This is a genomic window from Streptococcus oralis ATCC 49296, from assembly GCF_000185265.1.
In the GTDB taxonomy this organism is placed as follows: domain Bacteria; phylum Bacillota; class Bacilli; order Lactobacillales; family Streptococcaceae; genus Streptococcus; species Streptococcus oralis_BC.
The window spans coordinates 1241835-1256405 of record NZ_GL622183.1 but is presented as its reverse complement, the minus strand read 5'-3'; the positions used below and the strand labels follow the sequence as shown (position 1 = coordinate 1256405).

The 14571-nt window shown below is 38.2% G+C and carries 12 protein-coding genes and 1 tRNA gene; 3 read left to right on the top strand and 10 right to left on the bottom strand.

Going from position 1 to position 14571, the window contains the following annotated elements; genetic code table 11:
• Positions 1 to 3: 3 nt before the first annotated feature.
• The 8 genes from HMPREF8578_RS08285 to HMPREF8578_RS08250 form a co-directional block, all read right to left on the bottom strand.
• On the bottom strand, positions 4 to 1779 hold the full coding sequence (locus tag HMPREF8578_RS08285; protein ID WP_000391823.1) for a DNA methyltransferase: 1776 nt from the start codon (positions 1777 to 1779) through the stop codon (positions 4 to 6).
• A gap of 33 nt (positions 1780 to 1812) precedes the next feature.
• On the bottom strand, positions 1813 to 4680 hold the full coding sequence (locus HMPREF8578_RS08280; protein ID WP_000459249.1) for an ATP-dependent helicase: 2868 nt from the start codon (positions 4678 to 4680) through the stop codon (positions 1813 to 1815).
• A 747-nt stretch (positions 4681 to 5427) separates the two neighbouring features.
• Positions 5428 to 5499 (bottom strand) — tRNA-Arg (locus HMPREF8578_RS08275).
• A 42-nt stretch (positions 5500 to 5541) separates the two neighbouring features.
• On the bottom strand, positions 5542 to 5889 hold the full coding sequence (gene rplS / locus HMPREF8578_RS08270; protein WP_001068669.1) for a 50S ribosomal protein L19: 348 nt from the start codon (positions 5887 to 5889) through the stop codon (positions 5542 to 5544).
• A 118-nt stretch (positions 5890 to 6007) separates the two neighbouring features.
• Positions 6008 to 6337, bottom strand: a complete 330-nt coding sequence (gene crcB, locus HMPREF8578_RS08265; protein WP_000237394.1) for a fluoride efflux transporter CrcB — start codon at positions 6335 to 6337, stop codon at positions 6008 to 6010.
• Complete coding sequence (crcB, locus tag HMPREF8578_RS08260) at positions 6331 to 6705, bottom strand: fluoride efflux transporter CrcB (RefSeq protein ID WP_000712080.1); 375 nt, start codon at positions 6703 to 6705, stop codon at positions 6331 to 6333. The genes crcB (HMPREF8578_RS08265) and crcB (HMPREF8578_RS08260) overlap by 7 nt, the downstream gene beginning before the upstream one ends.
• Complete coding sequence (locus HMPREF8578_RS08255; RefSeq protein WP_001046955.1) at positions 6702 to 6968, bottom strand: chorismate mutase; 267 nt, start codon at positions 6966 to 6968, stop codon at positions 6702 to 6704. Before HMPREF8578_RS08255 ends, crcB (HMPREF8578_RS08260) begins: the two co-directional genes overlap by 4 nt.
• Before the next feature lie 117 nt (positions 6969 to 7085).
• Positions 7086 to 7529: a flavodoxin gene (locus HMPREF8578_RS08250; RefSeq protein ID WP_001162125.1), complete on the bottom strand. Its 444-nt coding sequence runs from the start codon at positions 7527 to 7529 to the stop codon at positions 7086 to 7088.
• A gap of 103 nt (positions 7530 to 7632) precedes the next feature.
• On the opposite strand from HMPREF8578_RS08250, the gene HMPREF8578_RS08245 reads away from it, so the two are divergent.
• The 3 genes from HMPREF8578_RS08245 (at position 7633) to HMPREF8578_RS08235 (ending at position 9702) form a co-directional block, all read left to right on the top strand.
• Positions 7633 to 8577: a DHH family phosphoesterase gene (locus HMPREF8578_RS08245; RefSeq protein ID WP_000401786.1), complete on the top strand. Its 945-nt coding sequence runs from the start codon at positions 7633 to 7635 to the stop codon at positions 8575 to 8577.
• Positions 8578 to 8684: 107 nt separating this feature from the next.
• Positions 8685 to 9296 carry a hypothetical protein gene (locus HMPREF8578_RS08240; protein WP_002893156.1) on the top strand — a complete coding sequence of 204 codons (612 nt, stop codon included), beginning with the start codon at positions 8685 to 8687 and terminating at the stop codon, positions 9294 to 9296.
• Between the two features lie 163 nt (positions 9297 to 9459).
• On the top strand, positions 9460 to 9702 hold the full coding sequence (locus HMPREF8578_RS08235; protein ID WP_000710762.1) for a type B 50S ribosomal protein L31: 243 nt from the start codon (positions 9460 to 9462) through the stop codon (positions 9700 to 9702).
• A 116-nt stretch (positions 9703 to 9818) separates the two neighbouring features.
• Here HMPREF8578_RS08235 and HMPREF8578_RS08230 read toward each other — a convergent pair whose 3' ends face one another.
• On the bottom strand, positions 9819 to 11153 hold the full coding sequence (locus tag HMPREF8578_RS08230; protein ID WP_000100512.1) for an Nramp family divalent metal transporter: 1335 nt from the start codon (positions 11151 to 11153) through the stop codon (positions 9819 to 9821).
• A gap of 215 nt (positions 11154 to 11368) precedes the next feature.
• Positions 11369 to 14545 (bottom strand): carbamoyl-phosphate synthase large subunit, encoded by a 3177-nt coding sequence (gene carB / locus HMPREF8578_RS08225; RefSeq protein ID WP_002893154.1) that lies wholly within the window; start codon positions 14543 to 14545, stop codon positions 11369 to 11371.
• Positions 14546 to 14571: the final 26 nt, after the last annotated feature.

The following is a 14571-nucleotide window of genomic DNA, read 5'->3' as shown; positions in this document are numbered from 1 at the left end:
ATGCTACACCTCCTTCTCTAATGATTCTGATAGTAAATCTGTTATTTTAACCTTGATATTCCCTGCACTTTCTGGTATTTCATAAACCCCATAAACAAAAGAGTTTTTATCTGAAACATCTGTTACCGTTGGTTGCATAACAGCACCGTCATAATTCCAGTCAATAATAATTGATTCAACTAATTGTTTCCAATCATCCACATACTCTTTTTGTAAAGAGAGTTTTTGCATTAGATTCATCGGGTAAAATGAACGAACAATAAGCTGATTACCTTCTCGTACAATCTCAGCCTCTGCCTCTCTCTTTAGTTGAAGATCTGATTTATCTCGTAATATATCTACTATTTGCACATCAACCTTATAATCTGCCAAGGACTGTTCAAGAGAAGCTTTTAGATCAGGTTCATGTCCCATGCACACTATGGTAATCTGTTCCACTACCTGACGAGGATTTTCCTCTTTTATTTTTTCATAAGTCTTATATGGAAGATTTGCTTTTAGTTCTTCGAGATCTGCTTTAGTAGCAATTCTATTTACTGGCATAATCTTAACCATTCGACCGTCCAACTCTCCATCCCATATATTTCCTTGTTTGAACGGTTGAATTTCCAAGGCTTCCACAATCAAGTTTTTTGCTTCAATTGGATTTCTGAAGAAATCATAATTATTAACATTATAAACTTCCAAATTATCATAAATATCATCTAATTGTATTTCTTTTGCTAAATTAATTAGTCTTTTTGTGGCCGTTTGTACAGCACCAAGATTTATATCTGAACCAATGAATCTTCGACCTAATCTCATGGCAACAGCCTGAGTAGTACCACTACCCATAAAGCAATCAAAAACTAAGTCTCCTGGATTGGAAGATGCCATGATTATTCTTTCAAGTAAAGCTTCAGGCTTTTGTGTTGGATATCCAGTGGCTTCTGCGAACCCATTCTTTAATGCAGAAATATCTACCCACCAATCAGATAAAGGTGCACCATTATTAATATCCAACCAAGTCTCTGACAAATCTTCTGGTATGCCTTTCAATTTCGCAAAGACTCCAGGATTTGTATCTTTTAGTTTTTGATAAGATATTTTCCCATCATCATCAAAATATGACTGATAACGCTTAATGGTACTTTCCGACAAACGCTTTCTAAGTATGTTGAAAGTCCTATCTTCTGATGCAGTTTTAGAATACATTAGTATTGTGTCATGTTTTCTCTTAAAGTACTTAACAGCTCTACTACCTATATCTTCATACCCCCACACAATTTCATCAATAAAATTATTAGGGCTGAACACTTCATCCATTAGCATTCTCAAATGATGAGATTTATGCCAATCGCAGTGCAAAAATATCGTTCCAGAATCTGATAATAATTCCCTCAATAGAATTAATCTTTCATACATAAATTGAAGGTACTCATCATTTGTCCAAATATCTCCATACTGTTTTTCTTCGAAAGAAGATGAATCTGCTTCTGTCTTTCCCACTCCTTTTATTTCTATTTTCTTTTTATAATCTGCTTTAGAATCAAATGGGGGATCGATATAAATAAGATCAATTTTCCCACGGTATTCCTTAAGCATATGACTCATTACTTGGAGATTATCACCCCAGAAAATTTTATTAATCCAATTATCTTTTTCTTCTCCGTACCTTTCACGAAGTTGAGCCGGATAATACTGTGTCGAACGATACGGTCTTTTACCCGTCCATCTAAGTTCTGGAAATCCCTTTATAGTCGGTCTCTGTTCAAAATCAAAAGTGATCAGTTCTTCCATTTTTATTTCCTCCAAAATCATTATTCAGTAAAATTATTTATGACAGTAGTGCCTGAAATCGCAGTTCGAACAAATTTTTACATCATTCGAACAATTTTTAAAGTCTTTTCTTAATATCTTATGCACAGTATCATCAAATGTAGCCACAGTACCATCGATAGCACTTTTTGTGTAAGGAAAGCTAATCATCGGATTACCATCTTCCTCACCAGTGTAGTATAAATGCATTTTGCTGACCTTCTGACCTGTTCTCTGCTCAATAAGATGAGCATAAATATGAAGCTGTCTACGATAATGTTCAAGTCGGTCTCTCATTTTTTCCATATCTGGTTTCTTCTCAGACTTAAAATCTATGAGCTCTACAGTCCCATTCTCTCCTTTTACCAAATCTATTTTACCCTCTATAATATAATCTGGCTGCACTAAACTAACGTCAACCTCTACTTGTTGAATCGAACTCCAGTTACCATTTTGACGTTCCACATATCGAAGCACTTGATTTAAGGCTGCATTACGTTGAGCTTCAGCTAAGTATCCATGTTCTCTCTTAATCAGTGATAAATAGTTACTTGCAAACCAATTACTAATATTATCTGTAGTAATCTTTGCAGTTTCATTTTTTAGTGCTGCTCTATGAACATCTTCAATTGTTTGATGAACTAAAGTACCAAAAAGCATGTCCCCCTGACGAATTGGCATAAATTCTAACTCTTTATAAAATTTGTATTGAAGTGCACAAGTTTCATATACTGAAATATGAGAAGTGAATGAAAATGTGTTTTTTAAATTCACGTTCTTCACCGTTTTAAAATCAAATTCATTTAGATCAATTGACGTAATAGGTTGAAGTTCATCGTATAGCTCTTTAAAGTATTTGCTTGGTGTATTCTTGTTTTCATCACAAGTTAGAATCAATAAATTCTGTGCCCTAGAAAATGCTGTATAGTAAAGTCTCCAGAAATCAAACATCTTCATTACATCATATGGTTCGAAAGCCTCACGATGATAATACTTTTTCTCTATATGGCTTAAAATATCTTTATAGCTTTTTCTAGGAATATTACTCAGCGAATCAACAAAAACTACTGGAAACTCCATCCCTTTTGATTGATGAATTGTAAGGAATGATACACATCCACTCGGTGCATATTCTTCATCGTCTTCATACTCTGCAATTCCGCCATCATATAGAAGTTTCAAATACATATTGAATAGCTGTTCTGTATTCTTTACAATAGATTTTCCAGTGATGACGTCAATATTATGCAGATACTCGAATTTGCCAACTATTTGAGTTAGCTTGGCCAGGTTTCTCGCTGGTCTTATATCAACAATTCCTAATTCTAGATCCGTATCTAATATATTGCTAAAAGGTTTAAACATAAATAATCTGTAAATTAATCCTGAATACGTATAATCTGTCGTTCCTGAAAATGATGACGCTAAAGAGTAATGTTCTTTACCATGTTCTCTAATAAATCTTTTCAATTCAATATTTTCAGGCTTAGTCACAAATTCATTAGCTGCTTTGATACAGTCACTAAAGTAGGAATAATGTTCAGTATCTAAGTATTTATATTCTCCTTTTTCCAATCCGCTTACGTAATGAGGAAACATAAGCATAAGACATCCTAGCGTCTGCATAATTTCATCTCGTTCAAAGTACATATCTGACCTAGGTGAATATACATTAATGTGATTTTTTTCCAAAAATCTAGCTAGACTAATAACTCTTTCATGCTTTACTGAACTAAATAAGAAAGCTAGTTGATTATAATCCTGTATCTTTCCTGATTCTTTAAGACAATTTATAAAGTTAAGGATATTCTCATGCCATTCATCCTCATCGTCTTTACTAGCTAATTTTGCAACACAAGTACTATTTATAGGAGACTTTTCATGTGGCTCAATTCTTTTTGAATATCTAAATTTTCCCCACTCAAATTTAAATTTTGATCCTGAAGTAGTATCCATCCACTTATTATAGAAATCAATGATATCACTATCTGATCTATAATTCACTACCAAGGGAATAACTTCACATTTTCCTTCATCGAACTTTGAAGGAAATTCCAGTATATTTCGGATGGTTGCACCCCTAAAACGATAAAGACCTTGATCATCGTCTCCTACAACACAAATATTCTCATGTTTTCCTAGAAGGAATACTATCTGTTCTTGAATATAGTTTGTATCTTGGTATTCATCGACCATAATGTATTTAATACTACTTCTTAACGATTCAAGAATATTTGAATTTTCTGTAAGCATTCTATAGCATTCAGTCTGGATAGACGAAAAATCAACCAAGTTTTCCTCATCAAGCATTTTTTGATAAACACTTACTACTTTTGCAATAGTAGAAATTTCAACATCTGGATCTTCTAACATTAAATTGAAATCTACAAGTTCTTCCGATAAATTATTTGATAGCTCACAAATTGCTTGTGCCCATTTCCATGCTCCACCTCTAGGCATAACATTTTCAATCCCGGCAATTGTTCTAAAGTTATAGATACTCCTAAAAACTAGGTATTGTTGATCAAAAGTATCTAGAAGTCTGTAATTTTTTTTTAATCTCGTATATTCAAGGTTGTCTTTTATAATTCGTAGACACAAAGAATGAAACGTGCCCACATACATCTCATTGACATTAACAGAGATATCTCTACTAGCCAATTCATTTGTGATACGCGTAATTAACTCCTTAGCTGCTTTTTCTGTAAAAGTAGCAATAAATATTTCTTCAGGTTTTATTCCACATTCTTCAATTAAATAAATTGCTCGTTGAACCAAAGTGTAAGTCTTTCCAGTTCCAGGTCCGGCAGTAATAAGAACCGGACCCTCTGTAGTAGAAATTGCTTTCCTTTGACCATCATTTGCATTTCCAAAATCAAACATAAATTTTCATACCTCTTTCTTATGATTTACTTTTTCTTAAACTTATTCTTCATCCTGTACAACTTCAACAATTTTGTCAATATCAGAATTCAAATATTCACATATTTATCTAAGTACATCCGTTGTTGTAATTTCTCCTTTTCTAAGTTTTGCTGACGCAAACTGAGTTCTCTTCATTTCCAATTCAGCAAGTTTTACCAATAAATTTTTATATCATAATTTTATCTTAATTTCTCCGGAAGATTTTTTTCGAACTAGGTAAAAATCCATTTATCTAGTAAAAATTTGCTAAAAATTCTTAAATTTGAAATCGCAATCATTTGCTTTAGAATAGACTATGTTTAAATATATTATCTATAAAATTATATCATAAAATACCTGTATTTTATTAATTAGATACGCATGAATCATCTAATTTACTTGAAAAAATATTTTCAATATAAATCTTGACAAAATTTCTTAATCTGGATTAAATCGGAAGATTCTTAACCCTTAAAATATTATTGTATTTGACTATTTTAAAATCTGAATAATGAATGGTCAAACAACTAATTACAATAAAATAGACCAGTCACCTGATCTACTTTATTCTATTCTGATAAGATTTGAATTAGTTTTTGTTCAAAAATTAGGCAAGAGTTATACAAAAAATTAAAAATACTAAATTATTTTTAAAAATGAAATTGTGGAAAAAGTCATTAAATAAACACTTTGAATGTTGTTTGTATTTCTTTACATTTCTAAAAATGCCCCCTGCCGGAATCGAACCAGCAACTACTCCTTAGGAGGGAGTTGTTATATCCATTGAACTAAGGGAGCTAGAGAAAAACTCTGCTGGATGAGCAGAGTTTTTTAGTCGAATTAACGACGGATTTCTTTGATACGAGCTGCTTTACCTTGAAGAGCACGCAAGTAGTACAATTTCGCACGACGTACTTTACCGTAACGAACAACTTCGATCTTTTCAACACGTGGAGTGTGGATTGGGAAAATACGCTCAACACCTACACCGTTAGAGATTTTACGAACTGTGTAGTTTTCTGAGATGCCTGCACCTTTACGTGCGATAACAACACCTTCAAAAATCTGGATACGTTCACGGTTACCTTCGACAACTTTCGCGTGTACACGAACTGTGTCACCAGGACGGAATGATGGGATATCTGTACGAAGTTGACCTTCAGTCAAGCTTTGGATTAATGGATTCATTTTATTCTCCTATCTTTGTCAATCTTGAGGAACCTTCCTCAGCGGATAAACTGTATTTTTGTGCGTCCATTACACACAAGATACAGTTTACCAAATTTCCACCTAAAAGTAAAGAAATTTATAGCAGAATTCCTAAAAAAATCGCTAGAAAACCGCCTATGTATGTTGAGGCTAAATAGCTATAAAATACCTTCTTGTCACTGATTAGTCTTTGCAGCTCATCATTCAAGGTTGAAAAGGTCGTTAACCCTCCACAAAAACCTGTCGCTAGGATGGCATAGACTTCCTTGGACTCCACATGATTGTAGAGTAGGCCAATCAAAAAACATCCTAGAAGATTGGCAATGAGAGTACCCAGTGGCAATTTAGAAGCTTGATTATAGCGGGAAAAGAAATAACGCACCAGGGCTCCGAACCCGCAGGCGATTGCAAGATAAACGATTACCATTTCTTCCTCCCTAGAACATAAGCCAATAGCAGACCTCCTCCAATACTCAAAAGCAGATAGATGATTAAGCTAAGATAACGCCCGGTATCGAGCAATTTCACAGCATCAAGTATTAGACTAGAAAAGGTTGTTAAACCTCCGCAAAAACCCGTCCCCAGCGCCAAAACCAAGCCTTTACTAGTTCCCTTATGGGCCAGATAGCCTTTTACCAGATAGACCAGGCAGAATATTCCCAGATAATTGACGAGAAGGGTTCCCCAAGGAAATTCAGGACTGGCTGGCAACTGACTAGATACAAAGTAGCGGACAAGGCCACCCAACATGGCAGCCAGAAAAATCTCTAGCGGATAGAATTGTTCTTTTTTCATTTGATGTTTTGATCCTGATAATCACGCGAACGTTTGAGAATATCTGAAAAAGTCGCAACAATGGTCTCCTGATAGCGCTTATCCTCTACACGACTCCTTACCTTTTCAAAAATGACTTCTTCTCGCTTAGAATCTAAGATTGGCTTACCAGATGCTTTCTTATAAGCGACAACCCCTTCAACTAAGTGCATCCGTTCTTCTAGGAGCTTGACGATTTGGTCGTCGATTTGATCAATTTCTTGCCGAATAATATCTAAATTCATAGTACCTCCTCCTTTATTTGAATTATTGTATCAAAAAGCCATCAAATAGGCTAGTAAAATCCCAAAATAACTAATAAAAAAACGCACCGACTTATTCCAGTCAGCGCAGTTTGATTCTTATCCTACTTTTGCAGCCAATTCTTCTGCGAATTGTTCCAAACGTTCGATATCTTCTTCCTCAGCAGAGAGGTCTACTTTAACACACTCTGAACCTTTTTCTGCTCCTGTCGCTACAAAAACGCGATCAAAGTCATCAACAGCCTTACAGAATTCGTCGTAGAAGGTATCTCCTGAACCGACCACTCCGTAGATTTTGCCATTCAAGTTGAGATCTGCTAGGTCTTCGTAAAAGTCCATCATCTCATCTGGCAATTCTCCATCACCGTAGGTGTAAGTCGCAACGATTGCGATGTCCGCTTCCAAGAAGTCTGAAGCGTCAACAGTCGTACATTCATCCACATCGACATCCAAGCCCAAATCACGCAATTTGTCTGCTACAATATCTGCAATTTCTTCGGTATTACCGGTCATACTGGCAAATACAATTTTTGCTAATGCCATAACGTCCTCCTCAATTTATCTTTCTCCATTATATCATATCTTTTTCATTTTAAAAATAAAAATTCTTGTGCTACAATGAAATGAGAAAGAATTGAGGTTATTTATGGAAATTTGCCAGCAAATTTTAGAGAAAATCAAAGAATACGATACCATTATCATTCACCGTCATATGAAACCAGACCCTGATGCCTTGGGAAGTCAGGTAGGCTTGAAAGCCTTGCTCAAGCACCATTTTCCAGAAAAGACCATCAAAGCAGTCGGTTATAACGAACCAACTCTAACTTGGATGGCGGAAATGGATAGTGTCCAAGACAGTGACTACCAAGGAGCTCTTGCTATTATTTGTGATACAGCGAATCGTCCTCGTATCGATGATAAACGCTACGAACAAGCTGCTTTCACCATCAAAATTGATCACCATCCAAATGATGATATCTATGGTGACCTATCTTGGGTGGATACAAGTTCAAGCAGTGCCAGTGAGATGATTGCATTATTTGCTCAAGAAAATCAGCTAACTTTGTCTAGTGAAGCGGCACGGCTTCTCTATGCAGGAATTGTCGGGGACACGGGGCGTTTTCTCTACCCTTCAACTAGTGCTCGTACCTTTAGAATAGCTGGCCAGCTCCGAGAAATTGATTTTGACTTTGCTGGACTGTCTCGTCAAATGGATACCATGAGCTTCAAGATTGCAAAATTGCAAGGGTATGTTTATGATCACTTAGAAGTTGATGAAAATGGAGCTGCACGCGTTCTACTTACTCAAGACATCTTGGAAAAATATAAGGTTACGGATGCTGAAACAGCAGCGATTGTCGGAGCACCTGGTCGAATTGATACTGTTAAGGTTTGGGCTATCTTTGTTGAACAAGCTGATGGGCACTTCCGTGTGCGAATGCGCAGTAAAATCACCCCTATCAATGAAATTGCCAAACGACACGACGGAGGAGGGCATCCATTAGCCAGTGGCGCCAATTCCTATAGTCTAGAAGAAAACGAACAAATATACCAAGAACTGAAAGAGGTTCTACAGATTCACCAAGGCTAAGAAAAAATTTTCTTGGCCTTTTATATGCTAGATTCTTAAAATATACGGTTTCTTTGTACCTCAGTTTATGGTATAATAAATCAAACTGAATAAAAGGAGACTTAATAATGGAAAAAAATCGTTTGTTTATCCTCATTTCTGCTGGAGTAGCAATCCTTGGTTCACTCTTGCCATGGGCTAGTTTAAATGCAGGTTCTTTTGGATCCTATAGCGTGAATGGTTACCAAGGTGATGGGTGGTTTGTCATTATCGCGGCTATTGTGTCTATTGTTCTTGCGTGCTTGAATAATATGAATAAAGCAATGCCTAAAGGGTTCTCAATTGGTGTCATTGTTGCGGGTGCAATTGCAACTCTCGTTACACTAAATAGTCTCTTTAATGTAAATAAGTACATGTCTAACTTTGGTGGATATGGCATTTCAATCGGCTTTGGTTTGATTTTAGCCATTCTTGCTAGCATTGCACTAGTTGTAACTGGTCTCTTGGCAATGTCAGGTGGTAAAATTACAAAAGAGTCATTTACTGAATTAGCTGAATCTGGTAAAGATTTTGCTCAAACTGTCGGACGTGTAACAAGCTCTACCGTTAAAACTGCAGTCGAAGAAATCAAAAAAGAATCCCAAGAACGTAAAAAAGAAGAAACTACAGCTGATAAAACAGAGACAGCTAAAGAGGAAACCGAGCAAAAAGAAGAAAAAGCTCCAAATCAAGAGAACTAATCATTCTTCTACCCTCACTCCAGTAAACACTGGAGTGATTTTTTATCAAGATTTTTAATAAAATCAGGGAAAAGACTTGCCAAACTTATCAGAATCTGATAGACTAGTATAGTAACAATCTATGGCTCGCAAAGAGACCATGGCAGAAAGGAAATATTGCAAAATGAAAAAAGATATCCATCCAGAATATCGCCCAGTTGTCTTCATGGACACAACTACTGGTTACAAATTCCTTAGCGGTTCAACAAAACGCTCTAACGAAACTGTTGAGTTCGAAGGCGAAACTTACCCATTGATCCGTGTGGAAATTTCATCAGACTCACACCCATTCTACACTGGACGTCAAAAGTTCACTCAAGCAGATGGACGCGTGGATCGTTTCAACAAAAAATACGGTCTCAAATAATGATAAAAAAGAACAGTTACCACTGTTCTTTTTTTGTACTTATTTTTATGAACCAATCACTACTACTTTCTATTTGTCAACCTTCACGCTGACGCTATGATTGATTTCAAACGAGGTTAATAAATATCGAAAAGAAGCTTGATATTGAGAATGGTCAAGATGATTGAAACTGCGTAACCTAGGATAGTGTTCCACTTGGCATTGGTGAATTCTCCCATCAGTGACTTCTTAGAGGTCAGATAGATTAAGGGGAAGATTGAAAACGGAAGAGCGATTGACAGAAAAACCTGTGAATAGACCAATAACTTATCCAAAGTTTTTTCTTGATGCCCAAACAAAACGGCAACAATAATCACAGGGAGTAAGGCAAAAATCCGTGTACCGATACGGATAATCCACTGAGGTAATTTCAGATGCAAGAAACCTTCCATGACAATCTGTCCTGTCAAAGTACCTGTAATGGTCGAATTTTGACCACTTGCTAAGAGGGCTAGGGCAAATAAAGTTGACAGAGTTGAACTAGCTATCGCTCCTGCTATCGTCGAATCCTGTAAAGCATTGTACATTTGGGAGAAAGCTGAAATTTCAGATGCATGCCCAAAAAAGAGAGATGCCCCTAAAATAAGAAGCAAGGAATTGACAATAAAGGCTAGAGACAGCTGAATATTTGAATCCCAGGTCATAAAACGCACGGCTTTTCGAACATCCTTCTTATCTTTGTGATTGATTTTCCTTGTTTGGGATAGGGAGGAATGGAGATAGAGATTATGGGGCATGACTGTCGCACCTACAATCCCTAGAGCCAAGGTCAATTGGCTTTCATGACCTGGTAATGGTGTTTCAAATAATGTTGGAGTCGGTAAATAACCACCAAAAATACCCTGAATACTTGGATTGGATAAGGCCACCAGATAGGTAAAGATGGCTAATATGGTTAAAATAAGGGTCGTAACAATGGCTTCAATTTTTTTGAAGCCAAATTTCATCAATAAAAGTAACAAAAATACATCTAAAACGGTTAAGAGGATAGCGACCATAATCGGTATTTTAAATAAAAGATTTAAGGCAATCGCTGAGCCTAAAACCTCGGCTAAGTCTGTCGCCATTAAAGCTAATTCTAAAATCACCCACAAACTATAGCGAAGCCACTTGGGAGCATGATGTGCTGTTGCCTGTGCTAGGTCCATCCTAGTCACGATACCGAGCTTTCCAGCCATCTGTTGTAGCTGCATGGCGATGATGGATGAAATCAAAATAACAAATAAGAGACTATATTTGTAGGAAGCACCACCAACCACACTGGTAATCCAGTTTCCAGGATCCATATAACCAACTGCTACAAGGGCTCCAGGTCCTAAGAATGCTTTTAGATTTTGCCAAAAATGATTGTTATTGGGAGTTTCAATAGATTGGTTGATCTCAGAAAGAGAGACTTTTTTGTAAGAAGACATCGGAATTTTACACTTTCTAATCTGTCTTTACCTATTTTCTTAATGGAATTTTTGAAAATATAATGAAAATAGTTTTCCATTTCCAATTCTCCCTTATTATATCACAATTTAGAATGATTCTTAAGGAAAGAATCATGGTTGAAATAGACAATAGCTGTATTGCAAAAACCAGCGTTTTCTAACGCTGGCTTTAAAACTGTGAAATTCTTTCTCAACTAGATCGCTTCTGTGACAAAACTACGGCTTTCTAGCACCTTGAGCATGGCATTAGCTGTATCTAGGGCTGTAAAGAGTGGCACACCGTGTTCAATGGCTGAACGACGGATTTGCTCACCATCTTCGTCAGCAGTTCGTTTGGTTCCGACAGTATTGATAATCGCTTGGATTTTCCCTTTGCGAACAAAGCTTGGGATATCCTGATCGTCATCACCAATCTTACCAACAGGTTGAGCTTGCAGTCCATGACTGGCAAAGAAGGCTGCTGTCCCCTCTGTCGCGAGGATTCCATAGCCAATATTTTGGAAACGACGAGCCAAGTCCAAGGCCTCTTCTTTAGCATCATCAGCGATGGTAAAGACTACATTTCCAAAGGTTGGCAAGTGAAGGTAAGAAGCTTCAAAGGCTTTATAGAGAGCTTTTTCCAAAGTAGTATCAGAACCCATAACTTCCCCTGTTGACTTCATTTCAGGACCAAGCAAGCTGTCTACCTTAGCTAGTTTCGTAAAGGAGAAGACAGGCGCCTTGATATGAACACGAGTGCTTTCTGGGTAAAGTCCATCTTGGTAACCCAGTTCCTCAAGACTTTGACCAAGAATGAGCTTAGTCGCTACCTGAGCCATAGGAATATTGGTTACCTTAGAAAGGAATGGAACCGTACGGCTTGCACGTGGATTGACCTCAATAACGTAGACTTTTTCATCCTTGATGACAAACTGGATGTTCATCATTCCAAGACAGTTAAGACCTATTGCTAGACGTTTGGTATAGTCTGCGATGGTTTCCTGCACCTTTTGCGACAAGGTTTGTGGTGGATAAACGGCCATTGAGTCACCTGAGTGGACACCGGCACGTTCGATATGCTCCATGATACCAGGAATAAGGACATTTTTTCCATCTGAGATGGCATCAACTTCACACTCTTGCCCAACGATGTAAGAGTCAACAAGGACTGGGTGGTCTGGACTGGCCTTAACAGCGGTACCCATGTAAGAACGAAGGTCTTTTTCGTTTTCGACGATTTCCATAGCACGTCCACCCAAGACATAAGATGGGCGAACGAGGACTGGGAATCCAATCTTGCGAGCTGCAAGCACGGCTTCTTCTTCATTGGTTGCTGTTTGACCTGGTGGCTGTGGAATATCCAAGTCTTTGAGGGCTTGCTCGAAGAGGTCGCGGTCTTCGGCACGATCCAAGTCAGCTACTTGGGTACCAAGAATGGTCACACCTGCTTTTGCCAAGGGCTCGGCAAGGTTGATAGCTGTTTGACCACCGAACTGAACGATAACGCCTTTTGGTTGCTCCAAATCAATGACATTCATGACATCTTCGAATGTCAATGGTTCAAAGTAGAGCTTGTCAGATACCGAGAAGTCTGTTGAAACGGTCTCTGGGTTTGAGTTCATGATGATGGCTTCATAACCAGCTGCTTGGATCGCCTTAACAGAGTGAACAGTTGCATAGTCAAACTCAACCCCTTGACCGATACGGATTGGACCTGAACCTAGGACTAGGACGGATTCCTTATCAGACTTGATAGACTCATTTTCCCATCCATAGGTTGAATAGAAATATGGTGTTTCAGAGTCAAATTCTGCCGCACAGGTATCAACCATCTTGTAAACTGGGACAATCTTGTTTTCCAAGCGAAGTTGGCGAACTTGCTCAGCTGTCGTTTTCCAGAGTTCCGCAATCTTGCGGTCTGAAAATCCATTGAGTTTAGCTGTTTTCAAGACTTCTAGATCTTGTGGATGGGCACCTAATTCTTGCTCAATTTCAAAGATGTGCAAGAGTTTATCCAGATAGAAGATATCAATCTTGGTCAATTCAGCAATTTCTTCTGGTGTGTAACCACGACGAATAGCTTCTGATACGTAGAAGAGACGGTCATCTTGGGCCTTGACAACCTTTTCAATCAAGGCATCATCAGAAACAGATGCCAGTTCAGGCATTTCATTATGGTGAACCCCAATTTCAAGTGAACGACAGGCTTTTAGAAGAGACTCCTCGATGTTCCGACCGATGGCCATGACTTCTCCAGTCGCCTTCATCTGAGTACCAAGACGACGCTCACCTTTTTCAAACTTGTCAAATGGGAAACGTGGAATTTTCGCAACCACGTAGTCAAGGGCTGGCTCAAACATGGCATAGGTTGAACCTGTAACTGGGTTGATAACCTCATCCAATGTCAAACCGACGGCAATCTTAGCAGCCAATTTGGCAATCGGATAACCCGTCGCCTTAGAAGCAAGGGCTGACGAACGCGATACACGAGGGTTTACTTCGATAACATAGTACTTGAAGCTATGCGGATCAAGGGCCAGCTGAACGTTACACCCACCTTCAATCTTGAGTGCGCGAATAATGCTCAAGCTCGCGTCACGTAGCATTTGGTTTTCATAGTCTGACATGGTTTGTGCAGGAGCAAATACGATAGAATCCCCTGTATGAATCCCAACTGGGTCAAAGTTTTCCATGTTACAAACAACGAGGGCATTGTCAGCTGAATCGCGCATCACTTCGTACTCGATTTCCTTGAAACCTGCGATTGAACGTTCAATCAAACATTGGGTAACAGGTGACAGTTTCAACCCATTTTCAGCGATTTCACGTAATTCTTCTTCGTTGGCACACATACCACCACCAGTACCACCAAGGGTAAAGGCTGGACGAACGATAACAGGGTACCCGATTGATGCCGCAAAGGCAACAGCTTCTTCCACTGTGTTGACAATTTCAGATTCAGGGATCGGCTGCTCAAGCTCTTCCATCAATTGTTTAAAGAGGTCACGGTCCTCCGCTTGGTCGATGGCAGATAATTTAGTACCTAGAAGCTCTACTCCCAATTCATCTAGAATACCGTTTTTAGACAATTCCATGGCCATATTGAGTCCTGTCTGACCTCCAAGAGTTGGAAGCAAAGCATCAGGACGTTCCTTACGGAGAATACGTGTCACAAACTCAAGTGTAATCGGCTCGATGTAAACCTTGTCCGCAATCTCCTTGTCCGTCATGATGGTTGCAGGGTTTGAGTTCACCAAAACAACCTCATAGCCTTCCTCTTTCAAAGACAAGCAGGCCTGGGTCCCCGCGTAGTCAAACTCAGCAGCCTGACCAATAATAATCGGACCAGAACCAATCACCATAATTTTTTGAATATCAGTACGTTTAGGCATTTATAAGATATTAAGGGCGTCAAGCG

Coding starts and splice junctions, on each gene's coding strand:
- carB (WP_002893154.1), bottom strand. CDS start 14,545: ATGCCTAAACGTACTGATATTCAAAAAATTATGGTGATTGGTTCTGGT.
- HMPREF8578_RS08280 (WP_000459249.1), bottom strand. CDS start 4,680: ATGTTTGATTTTGGAAATGCAAATGATGGTCAAAGGAAAGCAATTTCT.
- crcB (WP_000237394.1), bottom strand. CDS start 6,337: ATGGTAATCGTTTATCTTGCAATCGCCTGCGGGTTCGGAGCCCTGGTG.
- HMPREF8578_RS08230 (WP_000100512.1), bottom strand. CDS start 11,153: ATGTCTTCTTACAAAAAAGTCTCTCTTTCTGAGATCAACCAATCTATT.
- HMPREF8578_RS08240 (WP_002893156.1), top strand. CDS start 8,685: ATGGAAAAAAATCGTTTGTTTATCCTCATTTCTGCTGGAGTAGCAATC.
- HMPREF8578_RS08255 (WP_001046955.1), bottom strand. CDS start 6,968: ATGAATTTAGATATTATTCGGCAAGAAATTGATCAAATCGACGACCAA.
- HMPREF8578_RS08235 (WP_000710762.1), top strand. CDS start 9,460: ATGAAAAAAGATATCCATCCAGAATATCGCCCAGTTGTCTTCATGGAC.
- HMPREF8578_RS08285 (WP_000391823.1), bottom strand. CDS start 1,779: ATGGAAGAACTGATCACTTTTGATTTTGAACAGAGACCGACTATAAAG.
- HMPREF8578_RS08245 (WP_000401786.1), top strand. CDS start 7,633: ATGGAAATTTGCCAGCAAATTTTAGAGAAAATCAAAGAATACGATACC.
- crcB (WP_000712080.1), bottom strand. CDS start 6,705: ATGAAAAAAGAACAATTCTATCCGCTAGAGATTTTTCTGGCTGCCATG.
- rplS (WP_001068669.1), bottom strand. CDS start 5,889: ATGAATCCATTAATCCAAAGCTTGACTGAAGGTCAACTTCGTACAGAT.
- HMPREF8578_RS08250 (WP_001162125.1), bottom strand. CDS start 7,529: ATGGCATTAGCAAAAATTGTATTTGCCAGTATGACCGGTAATACCGAA.